Source organism: Streptomyces roseirectus (genome assembly GCF_014489635.1).
In the GTDB taxonomy this organism is placed as follows: domain Bacteria; phylum Actinomycetota; class Actinomycetes; order Streptomycetales; family Streptomycetaceae; genus Streptomyces; species Streptomyces roseirectus.
On sequence record NZ_CP060828.1, the window covers coordinates 9,082,247 to 9,103,366 of the forward strand.

1 protein-coding gene is annotated in these 21,120 nt (G+C 75.4%); it reads left to right on the forward strand.

Annotated features, from left to right (window positions below):
* Positions 1–45 precede the first annotated feature (45 nt).
* Complete coding sequence (locus IAG44_RS43935) at positions 46–21,084, forward strand: type I polyketide synthase (RefSeq protein ID WP_246562475.1); 21,039 nt, start codon at positions 46–48, stop codon at positions 21,082–21,084.
* Positions 21,085–21,120 lie beyond the last annotated feature (36 nt).

Here is a 21,120-nt window from a genome sequence, read left to right on the forward strand (position 1 = left end):
AATCGACGCCGATCGCTGACCACCCCCCAGTTGGACGAGGCAGACATGGCTACTGAACAAGAGCTGTTCGACTACTTGAAGAAGGCGACCACCGATCTTCGTCAGGCCCGGCGTCGGGTACGGGAGCTGGAGACGGCGGGCGAGGAGCCCATCGCGATCGTCTCGATGGCCTGCCGCTACCCCGGCGGCGTCAGCACCCCCGAGCAGCTGTGGGACCTGGTCGCGAGCGGCACCGACGCGATCGCCCCGTTCCCGGCCGACCGGGGCTGGGAACTGGAGTCCCTGTACCACCCGGACCCGGACCACATCGGCACGTCGTACGCCAAGGAAGGCGGATTCATCGACGGCGCCGGCGACTTCGACGCACCGTTCTTCAAGATCTCGCCGCGCGAAGCCCTCGCGATGGACCCGCAGCAGCGTGTACTGCTCGAAGTCACCTGGGAACTCCTGGAGCGGGCGGGCCTCGACGCGGACACGCTGCGCGGCACGAAAACGGGCGTCTTCACCGGCATCAGCCACCAGGACTACGCCCTCGGGCTGCCGCCGTCCGAGGAGGTCTCCGAGGGCCACCTCATGACGGGCAACGCGATCAGCGTCGTCTCGGGGCGGGTCGCCTACAGCTTCGGCTTCGAGGGCCCCGCCGTCACCGTCGACACGGCGTGCTCGTCGTCCCTCGTCGCGATCCATCTGGCGGCGCGGGCGCTGCGCTCCGGGGACTGCTCGATGGCCGTCGCCGGCGGGGTCACCGTCATGGCGACACCGAGCGCGTTCACCCGCTTCAGCCGCGAGCGCGGACTCGCGCCGGACGGCCGCTGCAAGGCGTTCGGCGCGGACGCCGACGGCACCGGGTTCAGCGACGGCGTCGGGGTGCTGCTCCTGGAGAAGCTGTCCGACGCACGCCGCAACGGGCACGAGGTGCTGGCGATCGTCCGGGGCTCCGCGATCAACCAGGACGGTGCCTCCAACGGCCTCACCGCGCCCAACGGCCCCGCCCAGCAGCGCGTCATCCAGCAGGCGCTCGCCAACGCCCGGCTCCAGCCGGCCGACGTGGACGCCGTCGAGGCGCACGGCACGGGTACGACGCTCGGTGACCCGATCGAGGCGCAGGCGCTGCTGGCCACCTACGGTCAGGGCCGCCCCGCCGAACAGCCCCTGTATCTCGGCTCGTTGAAGTCCAACATCGGCCACACCCAGGCCGCCGCCGGGGTCGGCGGTGTCATCAAGATGGTCCAGGCCATGCGGCACGCGACGCTGCCGAGGACGCTGCATGCCGACGAGCCGACGCCGCGCGTCGACTGGGAGGCCGGCGCCGTCTCGCTGCTGACCGAGGCACGGCCCTGGGAGAGCGCGGGCGGGGTGCGGCGGGCCGCCGTGTCCTCGTTCGGGATCAGCGGGACCAACGCGCACCTCATCCTCGAACAGGCCGTGGAAGACGGGGCGGAAGAAGGGGCGGTCGAGGAGCCGGCGGCCGGGCGGCCGTTCGGCGCCGTCCCGTGGCTGCTGTCGGCCCGGGACGCGGGCGCGCTGCGGGAACAGGCGGCCCGACTGGCCGCGTTCGTGGCGGAGCGGCCCGAACTCGCCCCGGCGGACGTGGCGTTGTCCCTCGCCATCACCCGTACGGCACTCGACCACCGGGCGAGCGTCGTCGCGGCCGACCGCGAGGGGCTGCTCGCGGGGCTGACCGCACTGGCCGCCTCCGGCACCGAGCGGCCGACGGCCGTCACCGTGCCGCGCGTCGCCTGGGTGTTCTCCGGCCAGGGCTCCCAACGGCCCGGCATGGGCCGCGAGTTGTACGAGCGGTTCCCGGCGTTCGCCGAAGCGCTCGACGAAGTCTGCGCCGTCCTCGACCCGTTGCTGGGGACGTCGATACGGGAGGCGATGTTCGCGCAGGCGGACACCGGGGACACCGGGGACACCGGGGACACCGGGGACACCGGGGACACCGGGGACGCTGAGGACGCCGGGGACCGCGACAGGAGCCAGGGGGACACCAGCGCCTCCGAGCACCCCGCCGCCGACACCCCCGTCGACAACAACACCCCCCTCGACAACACCGCCCTCGCTCAACCCGCCCTGTTCGCCTACCAGATCGCCCTGGCCCGCCTCTGGCAGTCCTTCGGACTCACCCCCGACGCGGTCGCCGGGCACTCCGTGGGCGAGTTCGCCGCCGCCCACATCGCGGGCGCCCTCTCCCTCCAGGACGCGGCGCGCGTCATCGCCGCCCGGGGTCGCCTCATGGCCGCGCTCCCGGCCGGCGGCGGCATGACGGCGGTCGCCGCGAGCGAGGACGACATCGCCGCCGACCTCCCCGAAGGCGTCGCGGTCGCCGCGGTGAACGGCCCGAACGCCACGGTCCTCGCCGGCCCCCTCGGCCCCCTCGCCGACTTCGCGGAACAGCTCCGCGCCCGTGGCGTCCGCACCCGCGCCCTGCGCGTCAGCCACGCCTTCCACTCACCGCTCGTGGAACCGATGCTGGCGGAGTTCGGCGCGGCCCTGGCCGACGTCACCTGGCAACGCCCGCGCGTGACCTTCGTGTCGGCGCTCACCGGCACCCCGGTCACCGACGAACTCGCCACCGCCGGCTACTGGACGCGGCACGCCCGCGACACCGTACGCTTCGCCGACGCCCTCGGCGCGCTGCGCGAGCAGGGCGTCTCCGCGCTGCTCGAAGTCGGCCCGGACGGCACGCTGTCGGCGCTCGCCGGGGACACGCTGCCCGTCACCGTCCCCTCCCAGCGCAAGGACCGGGGCCAGGAGCAGTCCCTGACCGAGGCGCTGGCCCGGCTGTGGGAGCACGGCGCCGCCCCCGACTGGACCGCCTTCCTCACCGGCTCCGGCGCCCGCCGCGTCCCGCTGCCCACCTACCCCTTCCAGCGCGAGCGCTACTGGCTCGACCCGGTCACCTCCCTGCCCGGCCGCCCCGGCTCGCTCGGCCTGTCCGCCCCCGAACACCCCCTGCTGGGCGCGGCGCTGGCCCTCGCGGACGGCGACCTCCTGCTCTTCACCGCCCGGCTGTCGACCCGCACCCACCCCTGGCTCGCGGACCACTCCGTCGCCGGCACCGTCCTGCTGCCCGGCACCGCGTTCGTCGAACTCGCCCTGCACGCGGGCGACCGCGCCGGCTGCCCCCGGCTGGACGAACTCACCCTGGTCAGCCCCCTGACGCTGCCCGACGGCGAGGCCGTACGCCTCCAGGTCGTGGTCGCCGCGCCCGACGCCTCGGGCCGCCGTGTAGCGACCGTGCACTCCCGCCCGGAGGACGCGGCCGACGACATCCCGTGGACCCTCAACGCCACCGGTTTCCTCACCCCCGCGCCGAGTTCACCCCCGGACACGCTGACCGCCTGGCCGCCCCAGGGCGCGACTCCCGTGCCCGTGACGGACTTCTACGACCGGCTCGCCGCCGCCGGCTACCACTACGGCCCCGCCTTCCAGGGCCTGCGCGCCGCCTGGACCCTCGGTGAGGAGACGTACGCCGAAGTCGCCCTCCCCGCCGAACACCGGGGCCAGGCAGGGGCGTTCGGCCTCCACCCGGCCCTCCTGGACGCCGCCCTGCACGCCACGGCGGTCGGGACGACCGAGCACGCCCGCCTGCTCCCCTTCGCCTGGAACGGCGTCACCCTGCACGCCGCCGGAGCCGACGCCCTGCGCGTACGGGTCACCCCCCTCGCCGCCGACACCGTCGAGATCCTGGTCACCGACGCCACCGGCACCGCCGTGGCCTCCGTCGACACGCTCACGACCCGCCCCCTGGACACCGGGGACCTCACCGACACCCGCCACGCGGACGCGCTGTTCCGCGTCGAATGGACCAAGGCCCCGGCACCGCCCGCCACCGAGGCCACCTGGGCGATGCTGGAGGCCCCGGACACCGCCCTGGACACCGCCGACCGCTACCCCGGCCTCCCCGAACTGACCGCGGCCCCGGCCCGCTACGACGCCGTCTACGTCCCCTTCGCCGCCGCCGAACTGTCGGCCCCGGCCGCGCACCACACCGCCCACCGGGCGCTGCGGCTCGTACAGGACTGGCTCGACGCGGACGGTGAGCGACTGGCCGACTCCCGCCTCGTGTTCGTCACCCACGGCGCCGACGACCCGGTCAACGCCGTCGTCTGGGGCCTCGTGCGCGCCGCCCAGTCCGAACACCCCGGCCGCTTCGCCCTGCTCGACGTCGACGAGGAGCCGACCGCCGCCGTCCTGGCCGCCGTCGCGGCCACCGACGAACCACAACTGCGCTGGCACGACGGCGAGGTGCAGATTCCCCGGCTCACCCGCGCGCACACCCCCGCCCGGCCGCCCCTGGACTGGGACCCGCAGGGCACCGTCCTGATCACCGGCGGCACCGGCGGCCTCGGCTCCCTCGTCGCCCGGCACCTCGTCACCGAACACGGCGTCCGGCACCTGCTGCTCGCCGGGCGGCGCGGCGCCGACACCCCGGGCGCGCCCGAACTCGCCGCCGAACTACAGGAGTCGGGCGCCCACGTCACCCTCGCCGCCTGCGACGCTGCCGACCGCGACGCGCTCGCCGCCCTCCTCGCGGACATCCCCGGCGAGCACCCGCTGACCGCCGTCGTCCACACCGCCGGCGTCCTCGACGACGGCATCGTCGAATCGCTCACCCCCGAACGCCTCGACGCCGTCCTGCGCCCCAAGGTCGACGCGGCCCTCAACCTGCACGAACTCACCGACGACCTCGCGGCGTTCGTCCTGTTCTCCTCCGCGTCCGGCCTGCTCGGCGGCCCGGGACAGGCCAACTACGCCGCCGCCAACGCCTTCCTGGACGCCCTCGCCCGCCACCGCGCCGCCGCCGGACTGCCCGCCGTCTCGCTCGCCTGGGGCGCCTGGGCCCCAGGCGCCGGCATGACCGCGAACCTCGACACCACCGACGTACGGCGCATGGAACGCGGCGGCATCCTCCCGCTCGACCCCGAACAGGGCCTGGCCCTCTTCGACACGGCCACCGCGCTCGGCGAACCCGCCCTCGCCCCCGTACGTCTCGACACCGAAGCGCTGCGGGCCTCCGGCGACGCGGTGCCCGCACTGCTCAGCCGGCTCGTCCGCGCCCGGCGGCGCACCGCCGACAACCTCGCGGGAACGCCCGCCGCCGACCTCGCAGCCGACCTCGCCGCGCTGACGGAGACCGAGCGCGAGGCACGGCTCGGCGCGCTCGTGCGCGCCCACGTCGCCGAGGTGCTGGGCTACCCCGACCCCGGCTCCATCGGCGACGACCGGGCCTTCAAGGACCTCGGGTTCGACTCGCTGACCGCCGTCGAACTACGCAACGCGCTCTACGCCCGCACCGGACTGCGGCTGCCCGCCACACTCGTCTTCGACCACCCGACACCCGGCGCGCTCGCCGCCCACCTCGGCACGCAGCTCCTGGGCTCCCCGGCCGTGCCCACCGCCGCCGTCCGCACGGCCGGCACCGACGAGCCGATCGCCATCGTCGCCATGGGCTGCCGCTTCCCCGGCGGCGTCGCCTCGGCGGACGGCCTGTGGGAACTGGTCGCCCAGGGAGTGGACGCCATCTCCGGCTTCCCCACCGACCGGGGCTGGGACGTCGCCGCCCTCTACGACCCCGACCCCGACCGGCTCGGCCACTCCTACACCCGCTCCGGCGGATTCCTCGACGACGTCGCCGGGTTCGACGCGCCCTTCTTCGGGATGAGCCCGCGCGAGGCCATGGCCACCGACCCGCAGCAACGGCTCCTCCTGGAGACGACCTGGGAGGTCTTCGAACGCGCGGGCCTCGACCCCGCCACCCTCAAGGGCAGCCCGACCGGCGTGTTCCTCGGCGTCATGTACAACGACTACGCCGCGAAGCTCCCCGACACCTTCCAGGGCCACATCTCCAGCGGCAGCGCGGCCAGCGTCGCCTCCGGCCGCATCTCCTACACCTTCGGGCTCGAAGGCCCGGCCATGACCGTCGACACGGCCTGCTCGTCCTCCCTGGTCGCCATCCATCTCGCCGCGCAGGCCCTCCAGCAGGGCGAGTGCACGATGGCGCTCGCCGGCGGTGTCACCGTCATGTCGACCCCGACCACCTTCGTCGAGTTCTCCCGCCAGCGCGGCCTCTCGGCGGACGGCCGCTGCAAGGCGTTCGGCGCGGGCGCGGACGGCACCGGCTGGTCCGAGGGCGTCGGCATGCTGCTCCTGGAACGACTGTCGGACGCACGGCGCAACGGCCACGAGGTCCTGGCGATCGTGCGAGGCTCGGCCGTCAACCAGGACGGGGCCAGCAACGGCCTCACCGCGCCCAACGGCCCCGCCCAGCAGCGCGTCATCCGCCAGGCGCTCGCCAACGCCCGCCTGGAGCCGGCCGACGTGGACGCCGTCGAGGCGCACGGCACCGGCACCACCCTCGGCGACCCGATCGAGGCTCAGGCGCTGCTGGCCACCTACGGCCAGGACCGCTCCGCCGAACAGCCCCTGTACCTGGGCTCGTTGAAGTCCAACATCGGCCACACCCAGGCCGCCGCCGGGGTCGGCGGTGTCATCAAGATGGTCCAGGCGATCCGGCACGGCCTGCTCCCGAGGACGCTGCACGCGGACACCCCCAGCCCCCATGTCGACTGGTCCACCGGGGCGGTCGAACTCCTCGCCGAGTCCCGGCCGTGGCCCGAGACCGGACGGCCGCGCCGGGCCGCCGTCTCCGCGTTCGGGGTGAGCGGCACCAACGCGCACCTGATCGTCGAGGCGCCGCCCGCCCCGCAGTCCCCTGTGGCCGCCCCCCGGCCGGCCCCCGCGGTCCCGGTGCCCTGGACGCTGTCGGCCCGCACCCCGGACGCACTGCGGGCGCAGGCCGGCCGACTGCTGGCGCTCCTCGACTCCCGGCCGGCCCCCGACACCGTCGACCTCGGCCACGCGCTGGCCACCACCCGGTCCGCCTTCGACCACCGGGCGGTGCTCGTCGGCCGTGACCTGGCCGACTTCCGGCGGGCGCTCGCCGCGCTGGAAGCGGACACGGTCGACGCCGGCCTGGTCCGAGGGACCGCACGGGAACGGGGCAAGGCCGCCTTCGTCTTCCCCGGGCAGGGTTCGCAGTGGGTCGGCATGGCGATCGAACTCCTCGACGAGTCACCGGTGTTCGCGCAGCGCATGGCCGAATGCGCCGAGGCCCTGTCGGCCTACGTCGACTGGTCGCTGCTCGACGTCCTCTCCGACGAGGAGATGCTGGCCCGGGTCGACGTGGTCCAGCCGGTGCTGTGGGCGGTGATGGTGTCGCTGGCCGCGCTGTGGCGGTCCTACGGCATTGAGCCCGCCGCCGTACTGGGTCACTCGCAGGGTGAGATCGCGGCGGCCGTCGTCGCCGGAGCGCTCTCGCTGGCGGACGGCGCCAAGGTCGTCGCCCTGCGCAGCCAGGTGATCCTCGCCGAACTCGCCGGCAAGGGCGGCATGTTGTCCGTCGAGCTGCCGGCCGAGGACACCGAGGCGCGGCTGGCGCCCTGGAGCGCGCGGATCTCGGTGGCGGCCGTCAACAGCCCCGGGGCCGTGGTGGTGGCCGGTGACCCGGACGCCCTGGACGCACTCGCCGCCGCCTGCGAGGCCGACGGCGTACGGGCCCGCCGGGTGCCCGTCGACTACGCCTCGCACTCCGCGCACGTCGAGGCGGTCGAGGCCGGCCTCGTCGCCGAACTCGCCGGGATCGAGCCCAAGCCGTCTGCCGTCCCCTTCTACTCGGCGGTGACCGGCGAACCCCTCGACACGACCGAACTCACCGCCGGCTACTGGTACCGCAACCTCCGCGAGCCGGTCCGCTTCGACGCGGTGACCCGGGCTGCCGCAGGCCAGGGGCTCACGCACTTCGTCGAGGTGAGCCCGCACGCGGTGCTCACGGCCGCGCTGCAACGGACGCTGGAGGCGGCCGGCGCCGAGGCCGTCGTCGTCGGAACGCTGCGGCGCGGCGACGGCGGTACGGCGCGGCTGCTCGCCTCGCTCGCCGAGGCGCACGTCAGCGGGCTCTCGCCGGACTGGGCGACGGTGTTCGCCCCGCTCGCGCCCCGGCCGGCCGCGCTGCCGACGTACGCGTTCCAGCACGAGCGGTACTGGCCCGAGGCCGGCGCGGGCACCAGGGCCGACGTCGCCTCCGTGGGGCTGCGCGCCGCCGAACACCCCTTGCTGGGCGCGGCTGTTCCGCTGCCCGGGGACGACCTCGTCCTCGTCGGCCGGCTCTCCCTCGCGACCCACCCCTGGCTCGCCGACCACGCCGTCCGGGACACCGTGCTGCTGCCCGGCACCGCCTTCGTGGAACTGGCGCTGCACGCCGGGGACCAGGTCGGGCTCGCGCGGATCGCCGAGCTGACCCTGGAGGCCCCGCTGGTCCTCGACCCGGCCGGCGCCGTCCAGATCCAGGTCACCGTACGCGCCGCCGACGCCGCCGGGAACCGCCCGCTGACCGTCAACTCCCGTACGGCGGACGGCGATCACGACACCCCGTGGACCCTGCACGCCACCGGCACCCTCACCGCCGGCCCCGGCACCCCGGCCGACCTCACGGCCTGGCCGCCGCCCGGCGCCGAGCCCATCGCGACGGACGGCCTGTACGACACCCTCGCCTCGTCCGGACTCGGGTACGGACCCGTCTTCCAGGGCGTGACGGAGGTCTGGCGCACGGGCGACGACCTCTACGCGGAGGTCCGACTCCCCGTGGAGCCCGGCGCGTTCGGCATCCACCCCGCGCTCCTCGACGCCGCCCTGCACCCCTACCTCTTCACCGACCGCGGCGACGGCATCTCCCTGCCCTTCGCCTGGACCGGCGTCACCCTGCACGCCACCGGCGCGACCGCACTGCGCGTGCGCCTCACGGCGGACGGCCGCATCGAGGCCGCCGACGAGACCGGCGCCCCCGTGCTGACCGCCGACTCCCTGCGCACCCGCCCGCTCCCCGACACCCCCCTCACCGGCGTCCGCCGCGACGCCCTGTTCACCCTGGCCTGGCAGCCGGCCCCGCCCCCCGGCCCGACCCCGCCCGAAGCCGCCATGATCGGCGCCGACCTGGGCATCGCGGCCCACGACGACCTGGCCGCGCTGCTCGCCGCGGGCCCGATCCCGCCGGTCGTCCTCGCCCCGGTCACCGGCACCGGCGTCCAGGCCGCCCTCACCGACGCGCTGGCCCTCGTCCAGCAGTGGCTCGGCGACGAACGCCTCGCCGAGTCCCGGCTGGTGCTGCTGACCGAGGGCGCCGTGGCGACCGAGGAGGGTGAGGACGTCACCGACCTCACCGCCGCCGCCGTACGCGGTCTGCTGCGGTCCGCGCAGTCCGAGCACCCGGGCCGGATCGTCCTCGCCGACGTCGACGACCCGGCGACGGCGCTGCCCCTGCTGCTCCCGTACGTCACCGGCGCCGAGACCGAACTCGCCGTGCGCGCCGGCGCGGTGAAGGTCGCACGGCTGGTCCGCGCCGCCGCACCGACCGCGCCGCCCGCACCCGTGTGGGACCCCGAGGGCACCGTCCTGATCACCGGCGGCACGGGGCTGCTCGGCTCACTCGTCGCCCGGCACCTCGTCGCCGAGCACGGGGTGCGCCGCCTCGTCCTGACCAGCCGGCGGGGCATCGACGCGCCCGGCGCGCGCGAACTCCGCGCCGAGCTGGGCGAGTCGGGCGCCGAGGCGGTCGTCGCCGCCTGCGACGCCGCCGACCGGGACGACCTGGCCCGCCTCCTCGCCGAGCACCCGCCGACCGCCGTGGTCCACACCGCAGGCGTCCTCGACGACGCGGTCGTCGACTCGCTCACCCCGGACCGGCTCGCACCCGTGCTGCGCCCCAAGGCGGACGCGGCGCTCAACCTGCACGAACTCACCCGCGACCTGGACCTGTCGGCGTTCGTCCTGTTCTCCTCGGCCGCCGCCGCGTTCGGCGCCCCCGGACAGGCCAACTACGCCGCCGCCAACGCCTATTTGGACGCGCTCGCCGCGCACCGCAGGGCCGCCGGGCTGCCCGGCGTCTCCATCGGCTGGGGGCTGTGGGCCGAGAGCAGCGGCATGACCGGGCACCTCGCGGAGGAGGACGTGGCCCGCCAACGCGCCACCGGCGCCCTGCCGCTCAGCAACGAGGACGGACTGCGCCTCTTCGACGCCGCCGTCCACGGCCGCGCCGCCCACCTGGTCGCCGTGCCGCTGGACCTCGGCGTCCTGCGGGCCGCTCCCGAAGTGCCCGCGCTGCTGCGGGCGTTGGTGCGCACCCCGGTGCGGCCCACCGCCCGGTCGGCCGAGGCCGGCGGCGCCTTCGCGCGGCGGCTCGCCGCGCTGTCCGCGCCGGAGCGCGAGCACGCGCTGCTGGATCTGATCCGCCGTCATGTGGCGGCGGTCCTCGGCCACTCGGGACCCGAGGCCATCGACGAGACCAGCGCCTTCAACGAGCTGGGTTTCGACTCGCTGACCGCCGTCGCCCTGCGCAACCAGCTCACCGAGGCGACCGGCGTCCGCCTCCCCGCCACCCTCGTCTTCGACCATCCCACCCCCACCGCCCTCGCCGCCCACCTGCGGACCCTGCTGCTCGGCGGTGCCGAGGACGGCGCCGACAGCCGCGCGGCAGCCGCCGTCGCGGACGACGACCCCGTCGTCGTCATCGGCATGGCCTGCCGCTTCCCCGGCGGAGTGCGCAGCCCCGAGGACCTGTGGCGGCTGGTCGTCACCGGCACCGACGCGGTCGGCGCGATGCCCACCGACCGGGGCTGGGACATCGACGGCCTCTACGACCCCGAGCCGGGTCGCCCCGGCACCTTCTACGCCCGCGAGGGCGGATTCCTCTACGACGCTGCCGACTTCGACGCCGCCTTCTTCGGCATCTCACCCCGCGAGGCGCTGGCCATGGACCCGCAGCAGCGGCTCCTCCTGGAGAGCTCCTGGCACGCCTTCGAGCACGCCGGGATCGACCCGGCGACCGTACGCGGCAGCCGCACCGGCGTCTTCGCGGGCGTCATGTACCACGACTACGGCTCCGGGCTCACGGCCGTGCCCGACGACGTCGAGGGCTACCTCGGCGGCGGCACCTCCGGCAGCGTCGCCTCCGGGCGTGTCTCCTACACGCTCGGCCTCGAAGGCCCGGCGATCACCGTCGACACGGCCTGCTCGTCGTCCCTGGTGACCCTGCACCTCGCCGCGCAGGCACTGCGGCAGGGCGAGTGCACGATGGCCCTGGCCGGCGGGGTGACCGTCATGTCCACACCGGGCACCTTCGTCGAGTTCTCCCGCCAGCGCGGGCTCGCGGCGGACGGCCGCTGCAAGCCGTTCGCCGCCGCAGCGGACGGCACCGGCTGGGGCGAGGGCGTCGGCATGCTGCTCCTGGAGCGGCTGTCGGACGCGCGCCGCAACGGCCACGAGGTCCTGGCGATCGTGCGGGGCTCGGCCGTCAACCAGGACGGCGCCTCCAACGGGCTGTCCGCCCCCAACGGCCCGGCCCAACAGCGGGTCATCCGCCAGGCGCTCGCCAACGCCCGGCTCAAGCCGTCCGACGTCGACGCCGTCGAGGCGCACGGCACCGGCACCACCCTCGGCGACCCGATCGAGGCACAGGCGCTGCTCGCCACCTACGGCCAGGACCGTGAAGAGCCGCTGTGGCTCGGCGCGTTGAAGTCCAACATCGGCCACACCCAGGCCGCCGCCGGGGTCGCCGGCGTCATCAAGACGGTCCAGGCCCTGCGGCACGGGGTGCTGCCGATGACGCTCCACACGGACGCGCCGTCGCCGCACGTCGACTGGTCCGAAGGCGCGGTCGAACTCCTCACCGAGTCCCGGCCGTGGCCCGAGACCGGGCGGCCCCGGCGGGCGGGCGTGTCCTCGTTCGGCGTGAGCGGCACCAACGCCCACGCGATCCTGGAACAGGCGCCGCAGACGGCGGAGCCCGCCACCGCCGCACGCGTGGTCACCGACGGCCCATGGCCGCTCTCGGCCCGCTCCGAGCAGGCGCTCGCCGAGCAGGCACGGGCCCTGGTCGCCCACGCCGACGCGCACCCGGAGACCCCCGGCGGGGACCTCGGACTCTCGCTCGCCACCACCCGCTCGGCCCTCACCCACCGCGCCGTGGCACTCACCGACCACCGGGCGGCCCTTCTGGCGCTCGCGGACGGCGAGTTGCCGGCGGGGCTCGTGCAGGGCATCGCCGATGTGCGGGGACGGACGGTGTTCGTCTTCCCGGGGCAGGGTTCGCAGTGGGTCGGCATGGCGGTCGAACTCCTTGCTGATTCCCCGGTGTTCGCGGAGCGGATGCGGGAGTGCGGCGAGGCTCTGTCGGCGTACGTCGACTGGTCGTTGCTCGATGTCCTGTCGGACGAGGCGATGTTGGCCCGGGTGGATGTGGTCCAGCCGGTGTTGTGGGCGGTGATGGTGTCGCTGGCCGCGCTGTGGCGCTCCTACGGTGTCGAGCCCGCCGCCGTTCTGGGTCACTCGCAGGGTGAGATCGCGGCGGCTGTCGTGGCCGGGGCGTTGTCGCTGGCGGACGGCGCGAAGGTCGTCGCCCTGCGCAGCCAGGTGATCCTCGCCGAACTCGCGGGCAAGGGCGGCATGTTGTCCGTCGAGCTGTCCGTGGCGGAGGCCGAGGCGCGGCTGATCCCGTGGAGCGAGCGGGTGTCGATCGCGGCCGTCAACGGGCCACGGTCCGTGGTGTTCGCCGGGGACCCCGACGCGCTCGACGAGATCCGCATGGCGGTCGAGGCGTGCGGGCGGCGGGCGCGGCCCGTTCCGGTCGACTACGCCTCCCACACCGACCACGTCGAGGCCGTCGAGGAAGAATTGGCGGCACGACTGGCGGGGATCGCCCCGCGCGCGGCGGACATCCCGTTCTTCTCGACCGTGACCGCCGACTGGCAGGACGGCACCGGGCTCGACGCCCGGTACTGGTACACCAACCTGCGCCGCCGGGTCCGCTTCGAGGAGAGCGTGCGGGCGCTGGCCGGGCAGGGGTTCGGGTTCTTCGTCGAGACCAGCAGCCACCCGGTGCTCACCGCCGGCATCCAGGAGACGGCCGAAGGCGTGGTCGCGCTCGGGACGCTGCGGCGCGACCAGGGAACGCTGGGCCGCTTCCACGGATCGCTGGCCGAGGCGTACGTACGCGGTCTCGACTGCGACTGGACGCCCGCCTACCCCGGTGCGCGGCGGGTCGCACTGCCGCTGTACGCCTTCGAACGCAAGCGGTACTGGCTGGAGTCGGGCCCGGGGCGGACCGAGCGGTGTGACAACGAGTGGCGGCACCACGTCAGTTGGCAGCCGCTCACCGAGGACGGCGGCAACCGGCGGACACAGGACGGGACGTGGCTCGTCGTCCAGGGCGAGGGCGACCACTCCTGGACGAAGGCGCTGCTCGGGCCCGACACCGTTCCCGTCGTCGTCGACCCCGCGACCACCGGCCGCGCCGAACTCGCCCGGCTGCTCGGCGCGGTCGACGTCACCTCGCTCGCCGGGGTGGTGTCGCTGCTCGCCGACGACCAGCGGCCGCACCCGGACCATCCGGCCGTGCCCGCCGGGACGGCGGCCACGCTGGCGCTCGCCCAGGCGCTGGGCGACCTCGGCAAGGACGCGCCGCTGTGGCTGGTCACCCGGGGCGCGGTCGCCGTGGCGGAGGGGGACGGGCCCGCCGAGCCCGGCCAGGCGCAGGTCTGCGGGCTCGGGCGCAGCCTCGCCCACGAGTATCCGGAGCGCTGGGGCGGGTTGCTCGATCTGCCCCGGGACCTCGACGAGTTGGGGGAGCGCGGGCTCGGTGAACTGCGCGGGCTGCTGAGCCGGTCGGACGGCGAGGACGAACTCGCCGTGCGGGGCTCGGGGGTGTACGTGCGACGACTCGTCGAGGCCACGCCGGCCGCCTCTGCGGCCGCCCCCTGGACCCCCACCGGCACCGTCCTGGTCACCGGCGGCACCGGCGCCCTGGGCGCCCACGTGTCCCGCTGGCTCGCCCAGGCCGGTGCCGAGCACATCGTCCTGGCCAGCCGCAGGGGCGAGGACGCTCCCGGCGCCGCCGAACTCCGCGCGGAACTCGAGGAGTCGGGCGCCCGGGTCACCCTCGCCGCCTGCGACACGGCGGACCGCGACGACCTGTCCCGCCTCTTCGCCGCCCACCCCCCGACCGCCGTCTTCCACACGGCGGGCGTCCTCGACGACGGCGTCCTGGACCAGCTGGACACGGCCCGCCTCGCGACCGTGTTCGCCCCGAAGACCGCCGCCGCGACCCACCTCCACGAGCTGACGAAGGACCTCCCGCTCACCGCGTTCGTCCTGTTCTCGTCCGCCGCCGGTGTCCTCGGCAGCGCCGGACAGGCCAACTACGCCGCCGCCAACGCCTACCTGGACGCGCTCGCCGAGCGGCGCAAGGCCGACGGGCTGCCCGCGACCTCCGTCGCGTGGGGCGCGTGGGGCGGGGGCGGGCTGGCCGCCGACGCCGGGGTCGTCGAGGACCGGCTGCGGCACAGCGGCGTCCGCCCGATGGCGCCGCAGCGGGCGATCCGCGCGCTCCGAGGGGCGCTCGACGGCGGCGACACCACGCTGCTCGTCATCGACGTGGACTGGAGCCGGTTCACCGACACCGGTGGTGCGGCGCCCGCCTGGGCGCGGGCGCTGCCGGTGACCAGGCCGGCCACGCGGGATGAACCCGGCCGGGAGCTGGGCGCCCTGGGGCAGAAGCTCGCCGCGCAGTCGCCCGCCGACCGCACCCGCACCCTCCTCACCCTGGTCCGCGCCCAGGCCGCCGCCGTCCTCGGACACGAGGGCGCCGACGCGGTCCCGGCCGGACGGGCCTTCAGGGAACTCGGGTTCGACTCGCTGACGGCCGTGGAACTGCGCAACCGGCTCGCGTCGGTCACCGGTCTGAAGCTGCCCACCACCCTCGTCTTCGACCACCCCTCCGCGGCCGAACTGGCCGCCCACCTCGGCGGGCAACTCCTGGGCGACACAGCCGAGTCGGGCCCGGCGCCGACCGTCGTCGCCGACGCAGCCGAGCCCATCGCGATCGTCGCCATGAGCTGCCGCTTCCCCGGCGGCGTACGCACCCCGCGCGAGCTGTGGGAGCTGCTGGCGGCCGGCGAGGACGCGATCGGTGAGTTCCCCACCGACCGGGGCTGGGACCTCGACGCGCTCTACCACCCCGACCCCGACCACCTCGGCACCACCTACACCCGGCACGGCGCGTTCCTGCACGACGCCGCCGAGTTCGACGCCGAACTCTTCGGGATCAGCCCCCGCGAGGCGCTGGCCATGGACCCGCAGCAGCGGCTCCTCCTGGAGACCGCGTGGGAGGCGTTCGAGCGGGCGGGCATCGACCCGAGCGCGCTGAAGGGCTCCGCGACCGGCGTGTTCGTCGGCACCAACGGCCAGGACTACGTCAGCGGACTCGCCGAGATCCCCAGCGGCGCGGAGGGCTACCTGCTCGCGGGCAACGCGGCGAGCGTCGTCTCCGGGCGGCTCGCCTACACCTTCGGGCTCGAAGGGCCCGCGGTGACCGTCGACACGGCCTGCTCGTCGTCCCTGGTCGCCCTGCACCTCGCGGCGCAGGCGCTACGGCAGGGCGAGTGCACGCTCGCCGTCGCGGGCGGCGCGTCCGTCATGTCGACGCCCGCCTCCTTCGTCGAGTTCTCCCGCCAGCGGGGACTTGCCGCCGACGGCCGCTGCAAGCCGTTCGCGGAAGCCGCCGACGGCACCGGCTGGGGCGAGGGCGTCGGCCTCCTCGTCCTCGAACGCCTCTCCGAAGCCGAACGCAACGGCCACGAGGTCCTGGCGATCGTGCGGGGCTCCGCCGTCAACCAGGACGGCGCCTCCAACGGCCTCACCGCACCCAACGGACCGGCCCAGCAGCGCGTCATCCGCCAGGCGCTGGCGAACGCCCGCCTGGAGCCGGCCGACGTGGACGCCGTCGAGGCGCACGGCACCGGCACCACCCTCGGCGACCCGATCGAGGCACAGGCGCTGCTGGCCACCTACGGCCAGGACCACTCCGCCGAACTGCCCCTGTATCTCGGCTCGGTGAAGTCCAACATCGGGCACACCCAGGCCGCCGCCGGGGTCGCCGGCATCATCAAGGCCGTCGAGGCGATGCGGCACGGCATGCTGCCGGCCAGCCTCCATGTGGACGAGCCGAGTTCGCACGTCGACTGGACGGCCGGCGCGGTGACGCTGGTCACCGAGAACACCCCGTGGCCCGAGACCGGACGGCCCCGGCGGGCCGGGGTGTCCTCGTTCGGGGTGAGCGGGACCAACGCGCACGTGATCCTGGAGAACGGCCCCGAGAGCGCGACGGCCGAACCCGCCGACGTCCAGGGGATCCTCCCGTTCACGCTGTCCGCGCGGACAGAACCGGCGTTGCGGGCACAGGCGCAACGGCTGCTGGAGCACGTCGCCACGGCCCCCGCCCTCCCCGACACCGCCCTCTCCCTCACCCAGACCCGGGCCGCCCTCGACCACCGCGCCGCCTTCACCGCCCGCGACCACGAGGAACTGGCCGAGGCCCTGACCGCCCTCGCCGAAGGCCGCACCCCGGCCGGCGGCGTCACCGGCGTCGTGCGGGGCGCCCCCGAAACCGCCTGGGTCTTCTCCGGGCAGGGCGCCCAACGCCCCGGCATGGGACGCGAGTTGTACGAACGCTTCCCCGTCTTCGCCGAAGCCCTCGACGCGGTGTGCGCGGAGACCGACCGCTGGCTGCCCAGCCCGCTGCGCGACAGCCTGTTCGACCTGACCGACGCCGGCGCCGAGGCCCTGCGGGACACGGCGCTCGCCCAGCCCGCCCTGTTCGCCTTCCAGGTCGCCCTCGCCGAACTGCTGTCGTCGTGGGGCCTGCGGCCCGACGCGGTCGCCGGGCACTCGGTGGGCGAGTTCGCCGCCGCGCACGTCGCGGGCGTGCTGAGCCTGCCGGACGCCGCCCGGCTGGTGTGCGCGCGGGGCCGGCTGATGTCCGCGCTGCCGGCGGGCGGCGGCATGCTGGCCGTCGAGACCGACGAGGCCACCGCGGCCGCCCACCTCCCCGACACCGTCGCCGTCGCGGCGGTCAACGGCCCCACGGCCACCGTGCTCTCGGGCGACCTGACCGCCCTCGCCGCACTGGAGGACCGCTTCAAGGCGGCCGGCCTGCGCACCCGCAGGCTGCGGGTCAGCCACGCCTTCCACTCCCCGCTCATGGAACCGATGCTGGAGGAGTTCGCGGCCGTCCTCGCCGAGGTCACCTGGGCCCGGCCGCAGACGCGGTTCGTGTCCACGCTGACCGGCGGCCCGGTCGACGAGGAACTGGCCGATCCGGGGTACTGGACCCGGCACGCCCGCGAGGCCGTACGGTTCGCCGACGCCATGGCCACCCTCGCCGGCAGCGGTGTCGGCGTCCTGCTCGAACTCGGCCCGGACGGCACCCTCTGCGGCATGGCGGGCGACGCCTTCCCGGCCGCCCTGCCGGCCCAGCGCAAGGACCGGGGCGAGGAACGCGCCCTCCTCGGCGCGGTCGGCGGACTGTGGACCCACGGTGTGGCGCCCGACTGGCCGGCTGTGTTCGCGGACACCGGCGCCCGCCGCACCGGCCTGCCCACCTACCCCTTCCAGCGCGAGCGCTACTGGATCCGCCCCGCCACCGCCCCCGCCGGCGACATGAGCGCGGCCGGACTCGCCGACGCCGACCACCCCCTGCTCGGGGCGGCCGTCCAACTCGCGGGCACCCAGGGCGCGTTGTTCACCGGAAGCCTCTCGCTGCGCACCCACCCCTGGCTCGCCGACCACGCCGTCGGCGGTGTCGCGGTGCTGCCCGGCACGGCGTACGTCGAACTCGCGGTGCGCGCCGGGGACCAGGTCGGCTGCGGCCGGGTCGACGAACTCACCATCGAGGCACCGCTGACGCTGCCCGAACGCGGCTCGGTCCAGCTCCAGCTGATGGCCGACGCGCCCGACGCGGACGGCCGCCGCTCCCTCCACCTGTACGCCCGCCCCTGGGACCCCGAGCGGGAAGGCGAGTGGACCCGGCACGCGACCGGCGTCCTGGCCCCCCAGGCGGCGGCCGAGTCCTTCGACCTGACCACCTGGCCGCCGCCCGGCGCGACCCCCGTCCCCGTCGACGACCTGTACGACCGCGTCGCCACCACCAGCTTCGGCTACGGCCCCGCCTTCCAGGGCTTGCGCTCGGCCTGGGTGGCGGGCGAGTCGGTGTACGCGGAGATCGCCCTCCCCGACGACCACAAGGTCGGCGCCGACCGCTTCGGCCTGCACCCCGCGCTCCTCGACGCGGCCCTGCACACCCTGGCCCTGCGCCCCCGCCCCGACGACCAGCCCTACGTCGACCGCATGCCGTTCTCCTGGAACGGCGTCACCCTGTACGCCACCGGCGCGGACGCGCTGCGGGTACGGCTCGACGGCGGCGCGCCCGACCTGGTGTCGCTGGCCGTGGCCGACGCGTCCGGCCGTCCGGTCGCCGCCGTGGAGTCCCTGCGGCTGCGCCCGGTCGGCGGCGACCTGGTGCCACGGGCGAGCGAGGCCCGCGCCCCGCTGTACCGGGTCGACTGGACCGCACTGCCCCTGGCCGAGGCGGCCGCCGTCACCTGGGCCCACGCGGACGATCCCGGCGCGTGCGACATCGCGGTGGCGGTGTACGAGAAGGCGTCGAGTCCGCACGCCGCCGTGCACCAGGCCCTCGCGGCCGTACAGACCTGGCTGGCCCAGGACCCGCCCCGGCAGAGCCCGCTGGTGTTCGTCACCCGGAACGCCGCCGGACCCGACCCGGCCGACCTGACGCACGCGCCGGTGTGGGGCCTGATCCGCTCCGCGCAGAGCGAGCACCCCGGCCGCTTCCTCCTCCTCGACCTGGACGTGGCGCCCGAACCGGACGTCCTGGACCGGTGGCTGCCGCTCGTCCTCGCGGCGGGCGAACCGCAACTGGCCCTGCGCGGCGGCACGCTGCTCGCGCCGAGGGTCGCCCCCACCGGCACGGACGACCTGCTCCCCGTCCCGGCGGACACCGACGCCTGGCGCCTCGACATCGTCGAGGGCGGCACCGTCGAAGGGCTCGCCCTGGTGCCCGACCCGCGCGGTGCGGCCGACCTCGCGCCGCACGAGATCCGGGTGGCGATCCGCGCCGCCGGCATGAACTTCCGTGACGTCCTGGGCACGCTGGGCGCCTACCCCGGCGACGCCCCCGTCATCGGCATCGAAGGCTCCGGCATCGTCACGGAACTCGGCGCCGACGTGACCGGACTCGCCCCCGGCGACCGGGTCATGGGCCTGTTCTCCGGCGCCTTCGGTCCCCTCGCGGTCACCGACTTCCGGATGGTCGCCCCGATCCCGGCCGACTGGACCTACGAGACGGCCGCGTCCGTACCGGTCGCGTTCCTCACCGCCTACTACGGCCTCGTCGACCTCGGCCGCCTCCAGCCGGGCGAACCGGTCCTGGTGCACGCGGCGGCGGGCGGCGTCGGCATGGCCGCCGTCCAGCTCGCGCACGGGCTCGGCGCCGAGGTGTACGGCACGGCGAGCCCCGGCAAGTGGGACACGCTGCGCTCCCTGGGCGTCCCGGACGAGCGGATCGCGTCCTCCCGCACGCTGGACTTCGAGGACGCCTTCGCCCCCGCCGGCCTCGCGGTCGTCCTCAACTCCCTCGCCGGGGAGTACGTCGACGCCTCGCTCCGCCTCCTCGGGGACGGCGGACGGTTCCTGGAGATGGGCAAGGCCGACATCCGCGACGGCGCCGGACTGCCCCCGGGGGTCTCGTACGCGGCCTTCGACCTCATGGACGCCGGGCCCGAGCGCATCCAGGAGATGTTCCGCGACGTGCTCGCCCTCTTCGCGGCGGGGACGCTGACACCGCTTCCGCTGGCCACCTGGGACGTACGGCGGGCCAAGGACGCGTTTAGGACGATGAGCCAGGCCAGGCACGTCGGGAAGATCGTCCTGACCGTGCCGAGGCCCCTCGACCCCGAAGGGACGGTCGTCGTCACCGGCGCGGCCGGCGGTCTCGGCGCGGCGCTCGCCCGGCACCTCGTCGACCGGCACGGCGTCCGGCGGCTGCTGCTGCTCGGCCGCAGCGGCGGCGAGAGCCCCGCGGCCCGACGGCTCCTCGCGGACCTCGCGGAGGCGGGCGCCGAGGCCACCTTCGCGGCCTGCGACACGGCGGACAAGGAGGCGCTGGCCGCAGTCCTGAAGACGCACACGCACACGCACCCGCTCACCGCCGTCGTCCACTGCGCCGGCCTCCTGGACGACGGGATCGTCGAATCCCTGACCCCCGAGCGCGTGGACCGCGTCCTGCGGGCCAAGGTCGACGCCGCCCGCAACCTGCACGAACTCACCGCCGGCGCCGACCTCGCCGCGTTCGTCCTCTTCTCCTCCGCCGCCGGCGTCTTCGGCAGCCCCGGACAGGCCAACTACGCGGCCGGCAACGCCTATCTGGACGCCCTCGCGCACCAGCGCAGGCGGGCCGGGCTCGCCGCGCACTCGCTGGCCTGGGGCCCGTGGACCCCCGACGACGGCATGACCAGCACCCTCTCCGAGGCCGACCGGGTCCGCGTGAGCCGGGGCGGCATGGAGACCCTGTCCGACGCGGAGGGCCTGGCCCTCTTCGACGCCGCCCTCACCGCCGAACCGGCGCTCGTCCTGCCCGTCCGGCTGAGCGCCGCGAACCTGCGGGAACAGGCCCGCGCCGGCACCCTCGCCCCGCTGCTGCGCGCCCTCGTCACCACCCCCGTCCGGCGCACGGCACAGAGCGCGCCCGCACCGGCGGCCGGCGGCCCCGCGCTCGCCGAACGGCTGGCCGGACTCGACCGCCCGCAGCAGGAGGTACTGCTCCTCGACCTCGTCCGCGCGGAGGCGTCCGTGGTCCTCGGGCACGGCTCCGCCGACGGGATCGACGCCGAACGCGGCTTCCTGGACCTGGGCTTCGACTCGCTGACGGCCCTGGAACTGCGCAACCGGCTCGGAACGGCGGCCGGGCTGCGGCTCACCGCCACGCTGATCTTCGACCACCCGACGCCGGCCGCGCTCGCCCGGCACCTGCGCGAACAACTCGCGCCGGAGCAGGCCGAGCCGACCGTGACCCCGGCCCCCACCCCCGTCCAGAGCCTGGTCGACGACATCGACGAACTCGACCAGATGGAGCTGGACCACCTGATCCAGCTGGCCCTCGAAGGCGACGACCTCTGACCGGCGTCCGCCCACCATCCAGGAGACACACGATGG